At 63.5% G+C, this 18,884-nt stretch carries 17 protein-coding genes; 12 read left to right on the forward strand and 5 right to left on the reverse strand.

What is annotated here, in order from left to right:
• The first annotated feature begins 25 nt into the window (after positions 1-25).
• The 12 genes from pyk to ACQ4WO_RS11270 all read left to right on the forward strand — a co-directional run bounded on the left by pyk (position 26) and on the right by ACQ4WO_RS11270 (position 14,745).
• Complete coding sequence (gene pyk, locus ACQ4WO_RS11215; protein ID WP_083292642.1) at positions 26-1,486, forward strand: pyruvate kinase; 1,461 nt, start codon at positions 26-28, stop codon at positions 1,484-1,486.
• A gap of 298 nt (positions 1,487-1,784) precedes the next feature.
• On the forward strand, positions 1,785-2,534 hold the full coding sequence (locus tag ACQ4WO_RS11220; protein WP_436481483.1) for a heparin lyase I family protein: 750 nt from the start codon (positions 1,785-1,787) through the stop codon (positions 2,532-2,534).
• A 25-nt stretch (positions 2,535-2,559) separates the two neighbouring features.
• Positions 2,560-3,468, forward strand: a complete 909-nt coding sequence (locus ACQ4WO_RS11225; protein ID WP_436481484.1) for a heparin lyase I family protein — start codon at positions 2,560-2,562, stop codon at positions 3,466-3,468.
• A gap of 206 nt (positions 3,469-3,674) precedes the next feature.
• Entirely contained in the window at positions 3,675-3,854 is a 180-nt protein-coding gene (locus tag ACQ4WO_RS11230) for a hypothetical protein (protein ID WP_436481485.1), read from the forward strand.
• An 88-nt stretch (positions 3,855-3,942) separates the two neighbouring features.
• Complete coding sequence (locus ACQ4WO_RS11235) at positions 3,943-4,425, forward strand: DUF3617 domain-containing protein (protein WP_436481486.1); 483 nt, start codon at positions 3,943-3,945, stop codon at positions 4,423-4,425.
• 67 nt (positions 4,426-4,492) lie between these two features.
• The gene (locus ACQ4WO_RS11240) at positions 4,493-5,065 is read left to right on the forward strand and encodes a sigma-70 family RNA polymerase sigma factor (protein WP_436481487.1); all 573 of its coding nucleotides are present in this window, start codon (positions 4,493-4,495) and stop codon (positions 5,063-5,065) included.
• Positions 5,062-6,030 (forward strand): FecR domain-containing protein, encoded by a 969-nt coding sequence (locus ACQ4WO_RS11245; RefSeq protein WP_436481488.1) that lies wholly within the window; start codon positions 5,062-5,064, stop codon positions 6,028-6,030. Before ACQ4WO_RS11240 ends, ACQ4WO_RS11245 begins: the two co-directional genes overlap by 4 nt.
• Before the next feature lie 273 nt (positions 6,031-6,303).
• Positions 6,304-8,763: a TonB-dependent siderophore receptor gene (locus ACQ4WO_RS11250; RefSeq protein WP_436481489.1), complete on the forward strand. Its 2,460-nt coding sequence runs from the start codon at positions 6,304-6,306 to the stop codon at positions 8,761-8,763.
• A gap of 74 nt (positions 8,764-8,837) precedes the next feature.
• The gene (locus ACQ4WO_RS11255; RefSeq protein WP_436481491.1) at positions 8,838-9,206 is read left to right on the forward strand and encodes a hypothetical protein; all 369 of its coding nucleotides are present in this window, start codon (positions 8,838-8,840) and stop codon (positions 9,204-9,206) included.
• 16 nt (positions 9,207-9,222) lie between these two features.
• Positions 9,223-9,681, forward strand: coding sequence for a GNAT family N-acetyltransferase (locus tag ACQ4WO_RS11260; RefSeq protein WP_436481492.1), 459 nt, complete (start codon positions 9,223-9,225; stop codon positions 9,679-9,681).
• Between the two features lie 347 nt (positions 9,682-10,028).
• Positions 10,029-13,736 (forward strand): PAS domain S-box protein, encoded by a 3,708-nt coding sequence (locus ACQ4WO_RS11265; protein WP_436481493.1) that lies wholly within the window; start codon positions 10,029-10,031, stop codon positions 13,734-13,736.
• Between the two features lie 13 nt (positions 13,737-13,749).
• The gene (locus ACQ4WO_RS11270) at positions 13,750-14,745 is read left to right on the forward strand and encodes a response regulator (RefSeq protein ID WP_436481494.1); all 996 of its coding nucleotides are present in this window, start codon (positions 13,750-13,752) and stop codon (positions 14,743-14,745) included.
• An 11-nt stretch (positions 14,746-14,756) separates the two neighbouring features.
• Here the strand turns inward: ACQ4WO_RS11270 and ACQ4WO_RS11275 are convergent, their stop codons facing one another.
• From ACQ4WO_RS11275 to ACQ4WO_RS11295, 5 genes are all read right to left on the reverse strand, one after another.
• Complete coding sequence (locus tag ACQ4WO_RS11275; RefSeq protein ID WP_436481495.1) at positions 14,757-15,083, reverse strand: RES family NAD+ phosphorylase; 327 nt, start codon at positions 15,081-15,083, stop codon at positions 14,757-14,759.
• A gap of 115 nt (positions 15,084-15,198) precedes the next feature.
• Positions 15,199-15,438, reverse strand: a complete 240-nt coding sequence (locus ACQ4WO_RS11280; RefSeq protein WP_436481496.1) for a hypothetical protein — start codon at positions 15,436-15,438, stop codon at positions 15,199-15,201.
• Positions 15,439-15,444: 6 nt separating this feature from the next.
• Positions 15,445-16,089, reverse strand: coding sequence for a hypothetical protein (locus ACQ4WO_RS11285; protein ID WP_436481497.1), 645 nt, complete (start codon positions 16,087-16,089; stop codon positions 15,445-15,447).
• A gap of 124 nt (positions 16,090-16,213) precedes the next feature.
• Positions 16,214-18,097, reverse strand: coding sequence for an esterase/lipase family protein (locus ACQ4WO_RS11290; RefSeq protein WP_436481498.1), 1,884 nt, complete (start codon positions 18,095-18,097; stop codon positions 16,214-16,216).
• A 1-nt stretch (position 18,098) separates the two neighbouring features.
• Positions 18,099-18,875: a DUF481 domain-containing protein gene (locus ACQ4WO_RS11295; protein ID WP_230518518.1), complete on the reverse strand. Its 777-nt coding sequence runs from the start codon at positions 18,873-18,875 to the stop codon at positions 18,099-18,101.
• Between the last annotated feature and the right edge of the window lie 9 nt (positions 18,876-18,884).

Below are 18,884 nucleotides of genomic sequence, written 5' to 3' on the forward strand. Positions count from 1 at the left end.
CAACTTATTTTAGAAAGCAGCAACCATGACCATGCAAGTACAGCAACGCGCCACCAAGATCGTTTCCACCATCGGCCCCGCTTCGAACGATATCGATACCCTGGTCCGCATGTTCAAGGCCGGCGTCGACGTCGTGCGCCTGAACTTTTCGCATGGCAAGGCACAAGACCATATCGACCGCGCCCGCATGGTGCGCGAAGCGGCAGCCCTGTGCGGCCGCGAAGTGGCCATCATGGCCGACTTGCAAGGCCCGAAGATTCGCGTCGGCAAGTTTGAAGAAGGCAAGATTTTCCTGGAAAACGGCGCCAAGTTCATCCTCGACGCGAAATGGGGCGAGAACGGCGAACTGGGCAACATCGAGCGCTGCGGCCTCGACTACAAGGAATTGCCGCGCGACTTGCGCGCCGCCGACGTGCTGCTGCTCAACGACGGCCTCATCGTGCTGACGGTCGATAAAGTCGTCGGCAGCGAAATCCACACCACCGTCAAGATCGGTGGCGAGTTGTCGAACAACAAGGGCATCAACCGCCAGGGCGGCGGCTTGTCGGCGCCGGCCCTGACGGCGAAAGACATGGAAGACGTCAAAACGGCGATGAGCTTCCAGGCCGATTACGTGGCCGTGTCCTTTCCGAAAAACGCCACCGACATGGTCATGGCGCGCCAGCTGGCCAATATCGCCGGCGAAGCGTGGGACCACAAGCCGATGATGATCGCCAAGATCGAGCGCGCGGAAGCCATTCCTGCCTTGCAAGAAATTCTCGACGCTTCCGACGGCATCATGGTGGCGCGCGGCGACCTGGCCGTGGAAGTGGGCAATGCGGCCGTGCCGGCCTTGCAAAAGCGCATGATCAAGATGGCGCGCGCGTCGAACAAACTGGCGATCACGGCCACGCAGATGATGGAATCGATGATCGTCAACGCCGTGCCGACCCGCGCGGAAGTGTCCGACGTGGCAAATGCCGTGCTCGACGGCACGGATGCCGTCATGACGTCGGCGGAAACGGCCTCGGGCCGCTACCCGATCGAAACGGTGGAAGCCATGGCCGCCATCTGCCTGGACGCTGAAAAATGGGATACCTGCAAGCTGGACGCCGATTTCCTCAACGCCACGTTCTCGCGCATCGACCAGTCGATCGCCTACGGCGCCCTGTTTACGGCCCATCACCTGCGCGTGAAAGCCATCGCCACCCTGACGGAATCGGGCTCCACAGCCTTGTGGATGAGCCGCTGCAACATCGATATTCCCATCGTGGCGCTGACCCCGAGCGTGGGCACGCGCCGCAAGCTGGCCCTGTACCGCAACGTCAGCACCCTGGAACTGACGTCCGGCACGGACCGCGACAAGGTCTTGCAGCAGGCGGAAGATTTGCTGGTGGAACATAAAGTCGTGGCCAAGGGCGACACCGTCGTGCTGACCTGGGGCGAGCCGATGGGCAAGGTCGGCGGCACGAACGCGCTGAAAATCATGAAGATCGGCCAGCATTAAGTTGCTTTCAGGTGCCGGTTCCCGCCTGGCGGGGCCGGTACTTTCCTGCGTCGCCCTGGCTGTCCAGCCGTGCGCCACCGGCGCAGGCGCCCCGTGCATATCAGTTGTTCCCTTCCTTTGCCGCGCGTGGCGCTATCCTGCCCAGTTGATGATGGTTATAAAAAACACACTTATCAATTGTTGAAATTAGTATATTTAAATATAATTGCCTGCATCGTGTTTTTGATAGCCAAACCATACAAGGCTTTGCATGCAGTAATTTTGTCTTGCCGCCATTTCCTTATTGACCGTTGCGGGCTTGCAGGCATATGCCGTTGCGGCCGTCTTTCCTGGCGTTCCGGCGGCAGACATCGCGCAGCATTTCTCCGATTATTACGGCGTACGCCAGCACGCGCAGCAACGTGTCCAGGCGACTGCAGCTACGCTGGGCGGCGTCACGCGGCCCGTGGTGCGCACGGACTGGTATGGCACGGACGCCACGCCGCATAGCGATTTCTACCTGTTGAATGAACAGCACCCCGTGCAATCGACCCGCCGCTGGTATGCCATGAGCGTATTCCTGCCTGCAGACTGGATCACGAGCAGCGTGCCGATTACCGTGGCGCAGGTCGACAACGGCAGCGGGGCAGGCGCACTGGCGCCGCCCCTTGCCCTGCAGATACGCGGTGACCAGTTGATGTTGAACATGAACTTCAATCATCGGGCGAGCGATATCACGCCAGCCAATTCCGCGCGCCGCACGGTGATGGCTGGGCCGGCAACCTTGGGTAGCTGGCATTGCATGGTGGTGCGCGCCGACTGGTCCGCAGTGGCTGGCGCTGGTGAATTGCGCGTGTACATGAATGGCAGTGTGAAGGAAACTTTTTTCGCCCGCTCAAGCCACAACAGCTATGCGGGCGCACTGCACGTGCCGCGTGTGGGCTTGACCGTGCCCGAGGGGGCAACGCCTGGTCATCGCGCGATGTATGCCGACTTTTTATGGGTGGGCGATTCCGCCGCTTCACTCAATGACATGACGCAAAAGACGCCTTGCCATGTGGCGTCTTGAGTCGTCTCCGAACCCAGGATTTCCTATGCGCGCATTCACCGCCATCGCCACGCTGGCATTGCTGGCCGCCACGCCGCTGCACGCGCAGGTCGTCAACAGCATCGGCGGCCCCGTGACCACGATGGCGCAGCCCAGCCTGCCCAGGCCAGCCAGCTTTGACAATGTGACGACACGCTACTTCAACTGGCTGTACGGCATCAGCGCCGGCAATCCTGCCGGAGTGGAATTGGTGGGCGATCCCGCCGTGACTCAAGGTGTCGAGACGCGCAAGGTGTTTCGCATGACCGTCAACGCCAGCGATCCCGACGAGTATGGCAAACGCACCGAGATAACGCCATCGTATGAGCGCGTGCCCCAGGGACGGCGCTGGTATGCGGGTGGCGTGTATTTTCCTGCGGACTGGGACCTGACGGGCAAGGATGGCTGGATCGTCGTGTTCCAGGTGCATAGCGCCAGGGGTATCGTCGTGACGGCGCCGCCGTTCTCGATCATCGCCGATGGTCCCGATCTGCTGATGGAGACGCGGGCCAATCATCGCGATACCTACACGCAGAAGGGCGATGTAATGGTGCCGGATGCAAGTCCGGACAATACGATGCAGCAACGGCTGATGTTGGGAAAGATTGAGCGTGAGAAATGGTATTGCCTGGTGCTCGATGCGGATTGGCAGCATGCTTCCGGCACGGGCGCATCGCGCCTGTGGCTGAACGGCAAGTTGGTGTACGAGGGAAGCAATTTCCCTACCCACTATATGAATGTGGACTTGCCGTCGCGCGGTAATTATCCGAAGACGGGCGCCTACTTGGGCGGATTTCAGGACACGCTACACGGCAAGCGCGTTGTATACACGGATTTCATGCATCTGGGCGGCGGCGCCAGTAGCTATGCGCAAATGGCCGGTCAGACGCCGTGCCCCGCGCCGCCGGCCACGTAGTCAAGGCGAGAGCTTTACCGCTGTCACCAGCGCAATGATCTGCAAAAACATGAAAGTCTGACAGCCGAGTGAGCTGCAGTCTTAAGAATTGCTGAAAAATTCGTGCTCGACGGCGCATCGCCTGGCCGATGCCCAATCTGCCATTGCGGCGAGCACATTTCCGTGTCAGCATGGTTTTCCTGCCTTCCAAGGCGCATCCGGAGTTCATGATGACTGAATACTTGCCTGCCTTGATCTGGTCCCTGTCGGCCTTCGCCTGCATGTTCATTGCCAAGCGCCGCCTCGTCAAGACAACGGCCGTCCGGGCCGTCCTGGTGACCTTGCTGGGGCCGTTTGCCATTCCTTTCGTGCTGGCCGCAAAGCCCGGGAAACCCGCTCTGGCGTAATCGCCCGCGACCGTCATCTACGGCTAAGCGTGCGGCCTGCGGGCATTCCTCTTTGCTATATTCAAACTTTTAGCTAAAAGGAATGCCCATGAAGCGCAGCGCCACCCTGTTCCTGATGACTATCCTTCCCCTGTGTGCGGCCACGTTCGCTTCGGCGGCCGAGCCTGTGCAGCGTTTGCAGCGCGCCACGGGGCTGTGGAAGGTGACGCCCGCCACCTCGCCATTTTCCTGGGAAATCTGCGTCGACCACGCGCGCGACCGCCTGATCGACGACGATCTGTGGTCCGGCTTCGAGCAGGAATGCAAGATCGAGTCGCAAAGCCGCCAGGGCGATAGCTACCAATTCGCGTCCAGCTGTCCGGACGCCAAGCTGGCCGGCACCTTCAAGGGCGACCTGGCCAAGGCATATACCTTGAGCGCCGACACCACCGTGCAAGTCAATGGCAAGAGCGAAGTGCAGCGCACGGAACTGGCGGCGGTGTTCCAGGGCGCTTGTCCGGCGGGGCTGGCGCCGGGTGCGAAGAAAATGCGCGGCGGCATGGTGATGAAGAGCTTGTATACCGACCGCTAGAAGAGCGCAGCCACGCTGAAACAACAGTTTCAGGGATAGGCGAGCATCGGCATTGACGCCAGCGGCAATGATTTGTGATAATGAGAATTATTATCAATTAGCCGCGCCTTGCCTTGCGCGCATCGGAGTCCCAGTGAACATTGCGCAGCCCAGCGAGTCGATAACCGGTATCTACAGCCACCATCATGGCTGGCTGATGCGCTGGCTGCGCGCCAAGCTGCAGTGCGCCGACCATGCGGCCGACCTGGCGCACGATACCTTCGTGCGCCTGCTGATGGCGCCGCCGGAGAACCGGCAAACCTTGCGCGAACCGCGCGCCTACCTGACGACCGTGGCGCAGCGCCTGCTGATCGACCATTACCGGCGCCTGTCGCTGGAGCAGGCGTGGCTGGAAACCCTGGCGCAGCAGCCTGAATTGCTGATGCAGTCGCCGGAAGAACGGCTGCTTGTGCGCGAAGCCCTGCAGCGCATCGATGCCATGCTCGACGGCTTGCCGCCGCTCGTGCGCAGCGCCTTCCTGCTGGCCCATGTCGACGGCCTCGGCTACGGAGAAATCGCCAGGCGCCTGGCCGTGAGCGAGCGCAGCATCAAGCGCTACATGGTGCAGGCGTTCGAACGCTGCATCCTGCTGATCCTGTGACCGCTTCCATCGATCCCCGCGCGGCGCGGACGGCGGCGCAATGGCTGGTGCGCCTGCACGGGGGCGCCTTGACGCCAAGCGAGCAGCAAGCGTTCCAGGCCTGGCGCGCCAGCGATCCCGCGCATGAAGCGGCGTGGCAACGGGCCGAGCTGGTGTGCAGCACTCTCGCCAGCGTGCCGCCAGCTCTGCGCCAGACGGCGGATGCGGCGCCGCAGTCGCCGCAGCGGCGCGCCGTGCTTTACGGCCTGGCCGGGCTGATCGCGGCCGGACCGGCCCTGTGGCTGGCCAGCCAGTCTGCACCGTGGCAAGCGTGGCGTGCCGGCATCCGCACGGCCAGGGGCGAAATCCGCCACATGACATTACCCGACGGCACGCAACTGGTGCTCAATACGGACACGGCCATCGACGTCCACTTTGACCACGCGGCGCGGCAGGTCTTGCTGCATGCGGGGGAAATCCACGTCGCCACGGCCCACGACGCAGCCGTGCCCGCGCGCTCCTTCCTCGTGCGCAGCAGCAATGGCGCCGTGCGCGCGCTGGGCACGCACTTCAGCGTACGCCACCTTGGCACCTTGCTGGCGCCGCGCACGCAGGTCAGCGTCAGCGAGGGGGCGGTCGAGATCCAGCCAAGCGAAGCTCGCGACGCCTTGCGCAGGATCGATGCGGGCCGGCAGGGTAGTTTCGATGACCGTGCCGTTTCTGCCTTGACGCCGCTGGCATCGCATGCGGAAGCTTGGCTGCGGGGCGTGCTGATCGCCGAGCGCATGCCGCTGGGCGAGGTACTGGAACAGGTGGCGCGTTACCGTTACGGCGTGCTGCGCTGCGATCCCGCGCTGGCAGCCATGCCCGTGGACGGCATCTTCCAGTTGAACGACCCGGACAATATCCTGCTTCTGCTGCAGCGATCCTTGCCGATCCGGCTGGCGCGCCGCACGCGTTACTGGATCAGCGTCGAGGCGGCTTGAGCTTGTCGGCTGACGAATGCCGGGGCTTGTAGGTCGGCTTGGCCCGCAGGGCGTAAGCCGACAGGCAACGTTGGCTGGCCTTGCCGGCTTACGCATGGCTGCGCCCCGCCAAGCCGACCTGCGATTTCCCGCCAAGCCGACAGGCGCAGCTTATTTGCATTTCCCCTGTCCCTTTTTCCGGATTGCTTCGTCATACAAGGTAGAGAACGAACAATCCGAACCATCGAAAGGGTCCACATGGCTTTGCAGCACCGTAAGTTTATCGCAGCACGCATGACGCTCCATCCCACCACCGGCGCCGTGCGCGCCGCGCTGGTCCTGCTCCTCGCCGTGGGCGCCGCCGGCGCCGGCTTGCCACACATGGCGTTGGCGGCCGAGGCCAGTCCGGCCGCCAACGTGCGCGAGTACAGCATTCCCGCCGGCAGCTTGCGCAGCGCACTGGCCTCGTTTGCCATTGCCGCGGGGATCAACCTGTCCACGCAGAGCGTGATGCTCGACGGGCTGGCGACGCCGGGTTTGCAAGGCAGCCATGGGGTTACGGCCGGCTTGCAAAAACTGCTGCAGGGCAGCGGCCTGGAAGCGACGGATGGTGGCAATGGCAATTACCTGCTGCGCAAGATCACTATCAGCACGGCCGATGGCGGCCTGGCCAGCATGCCCGCCGTCGTTGTCAGCGCCGAGGCGGACCGCGCCACGGAAGGCACGGGGCTGTATACGGCGCGTAATATGTCGACGGCCACGGGGCTGAATTTGTCGCAGCGCCACACGCCGCAAACGGTCAGCGTCATTTCGCGCCAGCAAATGGAAGATTTCGATCTGACCACCTTGCAGGACGTGGCCCGCGCCACGCCTGGCATCTATGGCAAGACGCAAGGCGTGTCCGACCAGGAAACCACATATTTCGCACGCGGCTTTGCCTTAAGCCACGTCAACGTCGATGGCTTGCCGCTGGACGTCACGGGTTTTAACGAGCGCAACGTCTCGGCCGACATGCTGATGTACGACAGGGTGGAAGTGGTGCGCGGCGCCACGGGCTTGATGGAAGGGGCTGGCGCGCCGTCGGGCAGCATCAACATGATACGCAAGCGGCCCACGACCACGCCCTTGCTGAACGCTTCCGCTCATCTGGGCAGCTGGAAGGAGCGGCAATTGACGGTGGACGCCAGCAATGCGCTGAATGCCTCGGGCAGCGTGCGGGGGCGTGTGGCGGCCAGCTGGCGCGACAGCGACAGTTTCGTCGACGTGGTCAACAACAAGAACAGCACCGTGTATGCGATCGTCGAGGCGGACTTGACGCCGTCGACCACGGCTGGCATCGGCTTTTCGCGCCAGCACAGCCGCACGGACGGCGTGTTCGTCGGCTTGCCGACCATGCTTGACGGCCGTCACATGGACTTGCCCCGCTCGACCTTCCTGAATAATGCCGACTCGTTCCAGAAGCGCGACAACAACGTCGTCTTCGCCGACCTGGAAACAAAGCTGGAGCAGGGCTGGCGCAGCCGCTTCGCCATCACGCGCATCGACGCTTCTTCCAGCACGCGCAATACCACCAACAGCCGCATCGATGGCGAAATATACAAGCTGAACCAGTCGGAAACGGGATGGAAGTACAACACGGAACAAGTGGTGGCCGACTGGCGCTTGAGCGGCCCCGTCACCTGGTTCGGCCGCCAGCACGACGTGATCGTCGGTGTCAGCTACCGCCATGACGATTCGGACGCGGGCCAGAGCTGGGAAGGCGCAGGGACGCGCGTGATCGATATCCGCCAGTGGAATCCCTACGCCTATCCGATGCGCGGCGCGCCGTTCGAGCCGTACAATTGGGGTCGCAAGACGGACGAGAAGGGGATTTATGCGGCTGGCAACTTCAGCCTGGCCGATCCACTGCGCCTGGTGCTGGGCGGGCGCTTCGGCTGGTATGCGCAGGATGTCACGGGCTGGTATGCCTCCAACCCGACCTGGCGCCGCGGCCTGACGGAAAACGCGAAATTCACGCCGTACGCGGGCCTCGTCTACGATGTGGACTCGCATCATTCCGTGTATGCGAGCGGCACGCAGATTTTCGAACCGCAAAGTTCGCTGGACGTGCGCGGCAACACCTTGCCGCCGTTGAGCGGCACCAACCTGGAGGTGGGCGTCAAGGGCGAGTATTTCGGCGGCAGGCTCAATGCCAGCGGCGCGCTGTTCCGCATCAAGCAGAATAATCGCGCCATGGCCGATGAGCTCAACTGTCCCACTGGCGGCGCCATCTACTGCGCCCGCGCGGCCGGGCAGGTGCGGAGCGAAGGCGTCGATCTGCAATTGTCGGGCTCGCCATTGCCGGGCTGGCAGATCGCGGGCGGCTACACCCATGTACTGGCCAAGTACACGCAGGACAGCGTGGCCGCCAATATCGGCCAGCGCATCGCCACGGACGAACCGAAGCAGCTGTTCAAGCTGATGACGAACGTACAGCTGGGCGGCAGCCTGGCGCAATGGAATGTGGGCGCTTCCGTGTACGCGCAAGACAAGATTGAGCGCCGCGACACGGCTTACCTGACACGGCAGGGCGGCTACGCCATCGTCGGGCTGACGGCCGGTTACCGTATCAACGAGCAGCTGCAGCTGCGCCTGAATATCGACAACGTGCTCGACCGCCGCTACTACCAGGCGCTCGGCTATGCGTGGTCGGGCGGGCTGGAGCGTTACGGCGCGCCGCGCAGCGTGCTGCTGTCCTTGCACTACAAGATGTAGCCGTTGCGCCAGCAGAGCGCGTCCCTTGCGGCGCCTCTGCTACACTGCCGCCGTCTTTATCTTTTCACTTTGCCATGACCGCTACTCCTGTCCTCACACCCTTGAAAAGCGCTTTCCAGCAATCGCGCACCGAGAATAACATCGAGCTGATCCTGCCCGAACTGCTGGCCGCGCAATTGCACGTTGTTATCGGCGGGCAGAGCGAGCAGATCGACCTGTTCCTCGTGCCGTCGCCCAATCCCGAGCGCCAGTGCGTGACGGTGGCGGAAGACCTGGCCTTCCTGGCCGGCATCGCGTTTCCGAAGATTCCCGTGACGGGCGCGCAATTGCTTGCCTCGATTCCCGCCGAGATCGAAATCGTCATCCTGCACGGCGATGGCGCCAATTATTTGACGCGCGAGCAACTGGCATGGTTCCGCCGCATGCTGGCGCAGAACGCCTGAGCGAAATAAAAAAAGAATGGTCGTCAACGCTGCCTTGAATCTGCATCCCGTATGCGCGGCGAACGCCGAGGCCGTCATCGGGCTGCCGCTGCATGCGGCGCAACGCGATTTCATTGCCAGCAATGCCGAGTCGCTGGCGCTGGCCGCCAGTCACGCCAACATGCAGCCGCGCGCCATCTATGCCGGCGACGAACTGATCGGCTTTGCCATGTACGCGCTGCCGGGCAGTGCGGGGCGGCAGGATACGCATGTGCTGTACCGCTTGATGATCGCGGCGCCGCGGCAGGGGCAGGGATTTGCCCGGGCGGCCCTGGCCCTGCTGCTGGACGAGATGCGTTCGCGCGGGGCGGGCAGGGTGGTGCTCTACTACGTGCCGGCCAACGTGCGTGCCCGGCAACTGTATGCGCAGTCCGGTTTCGTCGAAACAGGGCTCGACGGCGATGGCGAGATGATGGCCGAGCGCCTGCTTTCCTGAGCTGTGGCATCGAGGCCGCAGAATATGTTTGTTTTGGCAACTGTATTGCTGAAGTCCTATGAATATTTTCGTAAAGCAACTATACTCATGGCTCTTTAAAAAAATCATCGTCACGCTGGCGGCCAGACATCCGCGCCAGAGTTCGTACGCATTCCGCTTGTTCTCTCTGAACGGGCACCTTTCCCCCGCGCGGCAGGCGCGGGCGTGATGACCGAGCCTTGCCCTGGTCGACTGCTACCGTTGTCATTTCCGCTGTATTGCCGCTTTGGTAAGAAGCCTGGCGACGGCGCGCGGTGTGCCGTCATGTTTTGCGACGTTAGGTTTTACTCCACTTATGCCACGACAGTATGTTTAGTTCCATCTTTGCCGTATCGACCGATACCATGCAGTACATCTATGGCACGCACAATGCCTGGCTGGTGCTGTTTTCCATCGGTATCGCCATCTTTGCCTCGTTCATGGCCCTGCAGATCGCCGGCATGGCGCGCAGCAGCGAGCGCGGCTTCCAGCGCCAGACGGCCATCATCACGGGCGCCATCGCGCTCGGTGGCGGCATCTGGTCGATGCACTTCATCGGCATGCTGGCCTTCGATATCTGCACGCGCGTCTCGTTCGATCCCGGCCTGACCTTGCTCTCCATGCTACCCGGCATGGCCGCTTCGTGGGTGGCGCTGCACTTGCTGGCGCGTCCGAGCATCAACTGGCAGCAACTGGTGGTTGGCGGCGTGCTCGTCGGCGTGGGCATCGGTTCCATGCATTACAGCGGCATGGCCGCCATGCAGACTTCGCTGACCCTGCGCTACCAGCCGTGGCTGTTCGCCCTGTCGCTGCTGGTGGCCGTCACCATGGCCATGCTGGCCCTGTGGGTGCGCTTCGGCCTGAGCGCCATGCGCCAGCGCCAGCGCCTCAGCCCCCTGGCGTCCTTGCTGCTCAGCAGCGTGGTGATGGGCCTGGCCATTTCCGGCATGCACTACACGGGCATGCTGGCCGCGCGCTTTTCCGGCACGCCCACGGCAGGCGAGAACACGATCACGGTGCAAGCCTCGTTCGTGGCCCTGGCCGTGGCCCTGATCACTGTCACCCTGACCGTCTTCGTGGCGGCCGCGAACGGCTTGCTGCGCTACCGCCAGCTGTTGCGCCACGCCAGCGTCAGCGAATCGCGCCTGCGCGCCATCGTCGACACGGCGGCCGATGGCCTGATCACCATCGATGGCCAGGGCAAGGTGCGCTCCTTCAATCCCGCCGCGGAAAGCCTGTTCGGCTGGCGCGAGACGGAAATCGTGGGGCGCGACGCCAGCGTGCTGCTGCAGCCGGCCGATGCGGCCGAATACGAGGGCTATCTGCGCGACTACCTGGAAACGGGCGCCTCGCGCATCCTCGACAGCGGACGCGAACTCGATGGACGGCACAAGGATGGCGCCGTGCTGCCCATGCGCGTGGCGATCGGCAAGATCGATACGCCGGGCCAGCCCCTATTCGTGGCGTTTGTCACGGACATGCGCTCGTCGCGCAGCATGGAGCAGGCGCTCAAGGACAGCGAGCGCCAGTACCGCACCCTGATCCGCAATATCCCCGGCGTGTCCTTCCACTGCAGCTTCGCGCCCGAATGGAAGATGATTTTCATCAGCGACGCCGTTTTCAACCTGACGGGCTGGCTGCCGCAGGACTTCGCCGAAGGGCGGGTCAGGCTGTTCGACCTCGTGCATCCAGACGACCGCCAGCGCGTCAACGACACTTGCGTGCAGGCGGCCGGCGAACGGCGCGATTTCGAGAATGTCTACCGCATGATCCACCGCGACGGGCGCGAGCGCTGGGTACGCGAAAGCAGCGGTCCCGTGCTCGATAACGACGGCGTGGTGCGCTGGATCGACGGCGTCATCCTCGACATCACGGAAAGCGAATTGCGCAACGCGGAATACGAGGGCAAGGTGACGGCGATCTCGCGCGCGACGGCCGTCGCGGAGTTCGACCTGCAGGGACGCATCCTGGCTGCCAACCAGAACTTCCTCGACCTGGTCGGCTACCAGCTCGACGACGTGCTGGGCCTGCACCACAGCATCTTCTGCGAACCGGGCTATGTGACCTCGCCCGACTACAGCGCGTTCTGGCAGCAGCTGGCGCAGGGTGAATTCAATACGGGCGAGTACAAGCGCATCGGCAAGCATGGCAAGGAAGTGTGGATACAGGCTTCGTACAACCCGATCTTCAACACGGACGGCAAGCCGTTCAAGGTGGTCAAGCTGGCCACCGATGTCAGCGAGCGGCGCGCCATGCAGGAAAACCTGCGCGCGGCGAAAGACCGCGCCGAACTGGCCGCCGAATCGAAGACCAGCTTCCTGGCCAACATGAGCCATGAAATCCGCACGCCGATGAACGCCATCATCGGCTTTACGGAAGTGCTGCTGGGCACAGCCCTGGACAGCCTGCAGCGCCGCCACCTGGGCACGGTGCGCCAGTCGGCCCGTTCGCTGCTCGAGCTGCTGAACGACATCCTCGACATGGCCAAGCTGGAAAAAGGCGCGACCGAGCTGGAACTGGTGGACTTTTCGCTGCCGGATCTGGTCGACCACGTGGCCGCGTCCCTGCGCATCACGGCGCATGCGCGCGACCTGGTGCTGCATGTCGATGTCGACCCCGGCATGGGCCAGTTCTTCCTGGGCGACGCGCGCCGGGTGCAGCAGGTGCTGACGAATTTGATCGGTAACGCCGTCAAGTTCACGGAAGTGGGCCATGTGCGCGTGGCCGTCGGCATGCGGGGCGAGCAGGTGCATATCGCCGTGCACGACACGGGCATCGGCATCCCGGCCGACCGCCTGGACAAAATCTTCGCTCCATTCACGCAAGCCGATTCCTCGATGAGCCGCCGCTTTGGCGGCACGGGTCTGGGCACGACGATTTCGCTGCAACTGGTCGAACTGATGGGGGGCACCATCACGGTGGAAAGCACCCTGGGCGTGGGTAGCGTGTTCCACGTGCTGCTGCCGCTGGCGCCGGGCAAGGCCGTGTCGCGCCGCAGCGAGCAGCCCGTGGTGGCCTTGCCGCCGCTGCGCATCCTGGCGGCCGACGACGTGCCGCAGAACGTGGAGCTGCTCCTGATCAGCCTTGGCGCGGCCGGCCACCAAGTGATCGCCGCCAGCGATGGCGAGAGCGCCGTGCGCGAGTTCAGCAAGGGCAGCTTCGACATCGTCCTGATGGACGTGCAGATGCCGCGCATGGATGGCCTGGAAGCGACGCGTTTGATCCGGGTGTACGAGCGCGAGCAGGGCTTGAAGGCGACGCCCATTATCGCCCTGACGGCCAGCGTGCTGGAACAGGACCGGCGCGCCGCGCAGACGGCCGGCATGAACGGCTTTGCTTCGAAACCGCTGGAAATGCACAAGCTGACAGCGGAAATCGCGCGCCTGCTCGATATCGCCGTGTCCATGCCGCCGGCTGCCGGCGCGGCGGCGCGTGCTGCCGCCGGCCAGGTCGACTGGCAGCGCGGCATCGCCCTGTGGGGCGGCCACGAAGCATTGCAGCGGGCGATTGGCCGCTTCGTACAGGCCAATGGCGACTGCGCCGCCATGCTGGCGGCCGAACTGGAACGCGGCGGCAGCAGCGTGGCGGGCCATCTGCTGCACCGTATCAAGGGCGCGGCGGGCAACCTGTGCCTGGTGCAGGTCGAAGGCCTGCTGGGACGCATCGAGCAGGCGATCGCGCGCCAGTTGCCGGCGACCGAATTGCTGGTGCAGCTGGCCGCCGCCTTCATGGCGCTGGCCGGCGAACTGGAAGAATCGGGTATGCCGGCCGTGGCCGTGGGTACGCCGGCTGTCGGCGCGCCACTCGATGCCGCCGCCGGCGCCTTGCTGCGGCAAGCCATCGCCAGTCTGGAGGGTGGGCAGCTCGACGACGCCCTGATGGCGCAGATCGCGGCCATGCTGGCGCCGCACGGACAGCAGCAGCGATTGCAGGCGCTGGCCAGCGCCATCGACGACTTTGAATTCGCGCGCGCCGCGGGCGTGCTGCGCCAGCTGCTGGCGTGGCTGGAAACGCCAGCGCCTGCCGACCTTTCCTGATATTGGGCTTACGATGACCTTACACGAAGACAAACCGATCCTGCTGCTGGTCGACGACGAAGCGACGAATCTGCAGGTGCTGCGCCAGATCCTGCAGGACGATTACCGCCTGCTGTACGCCAAGGATGGCGAGAAGGCGCTGGAGCTGGCGCAGAACAACCCCGTCGAACTGATCTTGCTCGACATCATGATGCCCGCCATGACGGGCTATGAAGTGTGCCGCCAGCTCAAAGCCATGCCGGCCACCGCGCCCATTCCCGTCATTTTCGTCACCGCCCTGTGCGACGTGAAGGACGAGGCGGACGGCTTTGATGCGGGCGCCGTCGATTACATCACCAAGCCGGTCAGCCCACCCATCGTGCGTGCCCGCGTGCGTACGCATCTGTCGCTGGTCGACGCCGAGGAATTGCGCCGCTCGCGCCTGCAGGTGATCCAGACCCTGGGCCAGGCGGCCGAATACAAGGATAACGAGACGGGCATGCACGTCATCCGCATGAGCTATTACGCGCGCCAGCTGGCGCTGGCGGCCGGCTACAGGGCGGGCAGGGCGGAAGACCTGCTCAATGCGGCGCCCATGCACGACGTGGGCAAGATCGGCATCCCCGACGCCATCCTGCAAAAGCCAGGAAAGCTTGATGCGGACGAATGGCAAGTCATGCGCCGCCACGCGGAAATCGGCGCGGCCATCATCGGCGAGCACGCGAGCGGCTTGCTGAAAATGGCGCGCACCATCGCCCTGACGCACCACGAAAAATGGGATGGCAGCGGCTATCCGCAAGGTTTGAAGGGGGAGGAAATCCCGCATGAAGGCCGCATCGTCGCCATCGCCGACGTCTTCGACGCCCTTACCAGCGAGCGCCCGTACAAGCGCGCCTGGACGATCGACGAAGCCATCGCCACCATGCAGCGCGACAGCGGCACGCACTTCGACCCTGACTTGCTGGCGCTGTTCATCGAGCAGCTGCCGGCCATGCTGGAGATCAAGGACAAGTGGCGCGAGCCGGTGTAGGGAATCTCAGGTCAGGGCGGATCCGCGCGCAGGCGATCGGCGAGCAAGCGTGCATATGCTTCAGTGGCGCCGAATTGCATGTGTGAGCATGCCATGTTGGTTTCCAGTGCTGTCATATGGCGGGACGATATCGCATAAGCCAGTTTGCCGGGCTGGCGGCGCGACGGATACACGAAGCCGTGAACCGGACTATTTTCCTGCGCAATGATCTGGTCAAGCTGCCAGCCAAGCCATTGGCACCAGCCGTGATCGGGGCTGTGCGATTGATCATAAATGCCCAGCCGGCTGGCGGCCATCCCGGTCAGGTCGAACAATTGCAGCGGGGCGCTGAAGGACAAGGTTGGGATCAGCGCTTGTTGCGCAGCGTGCGCGATATAAAAAGTGCCGGGGCGTGTGACGTCATTGCGGCAAAGCTGCGCTTCCCAGGCAGCAGTGCAGGTATCTTCCGCAATATTATACCCAGTGATAGGGGAAGCCGTTGGCGTTGGCCAGCTCGGCAGGCGGGCCGAAGCGGCAGGTCCGTTCGACCTTCGCCGGCCAGATGGATGCCACGTTCCACGCTGCGCGTACCAGGGCCTGGCCGGCTGGAAAAGTGACGACATTGCGCAATAATTCAGCGCGCAGCGATGCCAGCGCCGGCAGGCGCGTGGCCATTTCAGGTGGAATCGGTGTTTCTTCCAGTTCAAGTTTCATGCAAGGCTAGCCCGTGATGTCGGCCATGCCCCTATGCTGCCACTTCGCTGCCGCAAGCACCTTGCGCAATCTCTCGCTTGCCGGCAGGTCCAGCTGCGCCTGCTGGCTGGGATGGACCTCGGTCCGCGTCTCGAACGATTTGCCTGCAAGCATCTCTGCTGGCGACAGTTCGTTGAGTTCGTCTGCACTGCTGATCCAGAAGGCATGGATTTCACTGCTGGGCTGGCCGGCAAGGATCGCCAGTACCGGTGCGATCAGTTCCGGCACGGGCTGGATAAATTGCCACGCCGGAAATTCCTTGCCGATACTACGCCCCTTGGGTGTCACGCAATAAAACCGCTGGCTTTCCACCGCGCGATACAGCGACGCCTGCGACAGTTCCACCCATCCTTGTCCGATCACATCGGACACCTTGAGTTTTGACACGGGAAGCTGGACCGGCGGGAGCGGCGGCGGGGTGACCAAAGAGGCGCGCGCCTCTTGGAGCGCGCGCGTGGCCAGGTCGATCAGGCGCAGGCGCTCGGGTCCTTGTGCCAGTATGTCGAGCTGTGCGGTCACGAGGCGCGAGAATTGTTCCACCACCCGCAGGTCGCTATCCGTTAATGCCTGAAGCTCGGGCGCCAGAGTATCGTGATGCAGATGCACTGTCATGATCATTCCTTTGCAGTAGCGCAGTAAAGAACATCATATACAAGATTCTCATGTTTCGCAACTTTATCATGCGCTGTAACTTTCTTATCCAGCGATAATCCATGCGCGAAGAATGCCAAGTGCCTCAGGGCAGGGTATCAGGCATGCGCAAAATCCGCCGTATCTCCAGAATCGCCTGCGGGCTTTCCTGCACGCTGTGCCACGAAGGGATGACTTTTTCCGACTGTGCGCCGTCGAGGTGGGCGCTGGCGTAGGGCACGACGCCGTCGCTCGATTCCGCAAGCGGCAGGTCCGGCGTGTCGTTGCCCATGATGGAGTAGTAGCGCACGTTCGGGCTGATGGGCAGGTCGGCTACCAGGCGCACGAACGGGTCCTTGTCGCTGAGGTTGTCGATGCTGTTGGGGATGCGCAGCGGTTCGCTGCTGCCCGTGTCGAGCTGCGCCAGGCTGCCGGCGGCGTCCGACAACTGGTCGAGCATGGTGATGGGCAGCGTGACGAGGTTGGCGATCCAGCGCGCCACCTTGTGGTTGGCGAACGAAGTGCCGCGATGCGGCGCGGCGATGAAGATGGCGCGGTTCACCTGCGGCATGGCCGTGAAATTCAGGTAGGGCGCCAGTCCCACGCGCACTTTTTCCGCCTTCTTGCCCTTCAAATTGTATTCTTCCGTGATGGCGTCGAGCAGCGTGTTGCTGGCATCGGAGACCATCAGGCGCGCCAGTACGCCACCCATGCTGTGGCCGATCAAGACCATGTCGTTGGCCGCGTCGGCCTTGGCGGCAGGGTCGAACTGCGTCAGGGTCGCGTTCAGCGCCTTGCGGATGGCGGCGTTGTTGGCCGCCAGCGGCGCATTGCTCGGGTAGTACACCTGCCAGATCTGGTAGCGGCGGCGCAGCTGCTCGTCGCCCATCAGTTCATTCGCCACGTTGATCCACGCTTCCGGGCTGCTGGCCAGGCCGTGCAGCATGACGATGGTGCGCTTGTTCGGGTCATAGGGCTGCATCAGGTGCACCTGCGGGCGCGAAATGCCGTCGGCGCTGCCGAACAGGGTACGCAGCGCCTGCACGCCAAAGCCGGAACGGGCCAGACACAGGCCGTAGCCGGCCGTGAAATTGGCCGCCACGGGCAGTTCCTGGCCCGCCATGCGCGTCGATTCGCTGCGCGTCGGGTCGACCAGCATCACCAGCAGTTGCTGCGTGGCCAGTACCTCCTGCAGGCTGTTGCCGTCGAAGCGGATCAGCGCCGTGACGACGGGAAAACGTGTTTCCTGGTACGGCACGTACTCGCCTTTCGACGCCCGGGGCTTGGGCATGACGGCCACCAGGTCGGCGCCGAAGCCGTCGCGCCGGTACACATTGCGCAGGCCGGAAAACGACAGCGAGGTGGCCGGCAGCAGTTCGTCGGGCAGGGTGCCGTCATCGGGCAGGCGCAGGGCAGACAATTCGCTGTCGATCTGCCAGCCGGCGACGCGGATCACATTGCCGTCGGGGCGGTATTCGCCGCGGTGGCGGAACAGGTTGCCGACGGCCTTTTGCACGGCATAGTTATAGTAGTCGCGGATTTGCGTCTGCCGTTCTTCGAAGGCGCGCTGGCCCGGCGTGCGCGTCGTGTAGAACAGGTAGGCATACGCGTAGCGGGCCGATTCGAGCCAGGCGGCCAGCGTTTCGGCGCTCGGGTGGCCGCCCTGTTTTTCTTCCGCCAGCGCGCTTTCCAGCCACAATTCCGATAGCGTCGCCAGGCGCTGCTCGTCGCTCAGCAGCTCGGAACGGGCCAGGTCGGCGCGGCAGCTGCCCGTATTGGCTTCGCAGGCGGCGATGTCGCTGCCGATGATGCGCAGCACCTCGCTGGCCGAGGCGCTGAGTTTGCCCGTGGCGAGAATGTCGCCGCGCCGCTGCTGCAGGTAGTCGGCCGGTGAAATGGAGCTGACGGTGACGGCGGCGCAGCCGCTCAGCAGCGCCGCGGCGCACAGCAGGGCGCCAAGGCGCAGGCGCCGCATCAGCGTGGCCCGCATGTCAGAACGAGTAGACCAGGGTCAGCGAGGTTTGCGTATCCGTGTTCTTCTTGTCGTCCGGCACGCGCGTGTCGTTGCGGGCGCTGAAGGCGGCTTTCATCTGCATGGTGCCGTTGATTTTCGTGCTGAGGGCGGTTTCGGCGATCGAGTGGGTGTTCGAGGTGCCCCGTTCCACGCTGACCGTCTGCGTGAACATGGCCGACTGGCTGATCTTCCACTTCATGGCGGCCGCGCCGCGCACCGTCAGGCCGTGTTCCGATTCGCCCGCGTCGTTGGTACCGCTGAAATAGCCAGGACCGATTTCCACGTCGACGCTTTTGTCTGTCGACTGGTACCAGCGCGAGCCATGACCGACGGCCAGGGTCGAGTACTTGGTGTAGGCGCCGAACTTGTCGTTCACGTGCGAAGCCAGCACGAACAGCTTTTCATGGTCGGCCATCAGCTTGTACGCCGCCTTTGCGGAGGCGGAAAAGCGTTCGGCCGAGCGTTCGCGCACTTTTTCGCCATCGTCGTTCGTTGTTTCGTCTTCCTTGAAATAGCCGCTGAAGATGTACTGGTTGCTCCAGTCATCGAGCTCCTGGCGCGCGTCGATCTTGCCCGTGACGGAAGTGCCGACCGTGTTGCCCGAGGTGGTGATGGCGCCCAGTTCGGCGGAAGTGCTCCAGCTGCCGATGGGGATTTCATCGAACAGCATGCTTTGCTTGGTGTCTGCGGCGGCGGCACCGCCGCAGCTGATGGCCATGGCCAGCGCCAGTGCGAGAGAGTGGGTCGATTTCATGGCTGTATC

It is taken from the genome of Janthinobacterium aestuarii (genome assembly GCF_051380835.1).
GTDB classification, from domain to species: domain Bacteria; phylum Pseudomonadota; class Gammaproteobacteria; order Burkholderiales; family Burkholderiaceae_D; genus Janthinobacterium; species Janthinobacterium aestuarii.

What these genes read in the sequence shown, in the direction of transcription:
- pyk (WP_083292642.1), top strand. Translation starts at nt 26, where the DNA reads ATGACCATGCAAGTACAGCAACGCGCCACCAAGATCGTTTCCACCATC.
- ACQ4WO_RS11225 (WP_436481484.1), top strand. Translation starts at nt 2,560, where the DNA reads ATGCGCGCATTCACCGCCATCGCCACGCTGGCATTGCTGGCCGCCACG.
- ACQ4WO_RS11230 (WP_436481485.1), top strand. Translation starts at nt 3,675, where the DNA reads ATGATGACTGAATACTTGCCTGCCTTGATCTGGTCCCTGTCGGCCTTC.
- ACQ4WO_RS11235 (WP_436481486.1), top strand. Translation starts at nt 3,943, where the DNA reads ATGAAGCGCAGCGCCACCCTGTTCCTGATGACTATCCTTCCCCTGTGT.
- ACQ4WO_RS11240 (WP_436481487.1), top strand. Translation starts at nt 4,493, where the DNA reads ATGATTTGTGATAATGAGAATTATTATCAATTAGCCGCGCCTTGCCTT.
- ACQ4WO_RS11250 (WP_436481489.1), top strand. Translation starts at nt 6,304, where the DNA reads ATGACGCTCCATCCCACCACCGGCGCCGTGCGCGCCGCGCTGGTCCTG.
- ACQ4WO_RS11255 (WP_436481491.1), top strand. Translation starts at nt 8,838, where the DNA reads ATGACCGCTACTCCTGTCCTCACACCCTTGAAAAGCGCTTTCCAGCAA.
- ACQ4WO_RS11260 (WP_436481492.1), top strand. Translation starts at nt 9,223, where the DNA reads ATGGTCGTCAACGCTGCCTTGAATCTGCATCCCGTATGCGCGGCGAAC.
- ACQ4WO_RS11265 (WP_436481493.1), top strand. Translation starts at nt 10,029, where the DNA reads ATGTTTAGTTCCATCTTTGCCGTATCGACCGATACCATGCAGTACATC.
- ACQ4WO_RS11270 (WP_436481494.1), top strand. Translation starts at nt 13,750, where the DNA reads ATGACCTTACACGAAGACAAACCGATCCTGCTGCTGGTCGACGACGAA.
- ACQ4WO_RS11280 (WP_436481496.1), bottom strand. Translation starts at nt 15,438, where the DNA reads ATGAAACTTGAACTGGAAGAAACACCGATTCCACCTGAAATGGCCACG.
- ACQ4WO_RS11285 (WP_436481497.1), bottom strand. Translation starts at nt 16,089, where the DNA reads ATGACAGTGCATCTGCATCACGATACTCTGGCGCCCGAGCTTCAGGCA.
- ACQ4WO_RS11290 (WP_436481498.1), bottom strand. Translation starts at nt 18,097, where the DNA reads ATGCGGGCCACGCTGATGCGGCGCCTGCGCCTTGGCGCCCTGCTGTGC.
- ACQ4WO_RS11295 (WP_230518518.1), bottom strand. Translation starts at nt 18,875, where the DNA reads ATGAAATCGACCCACTCTCTCGCACTGGCGCTGGCCATGGCCATCAGC.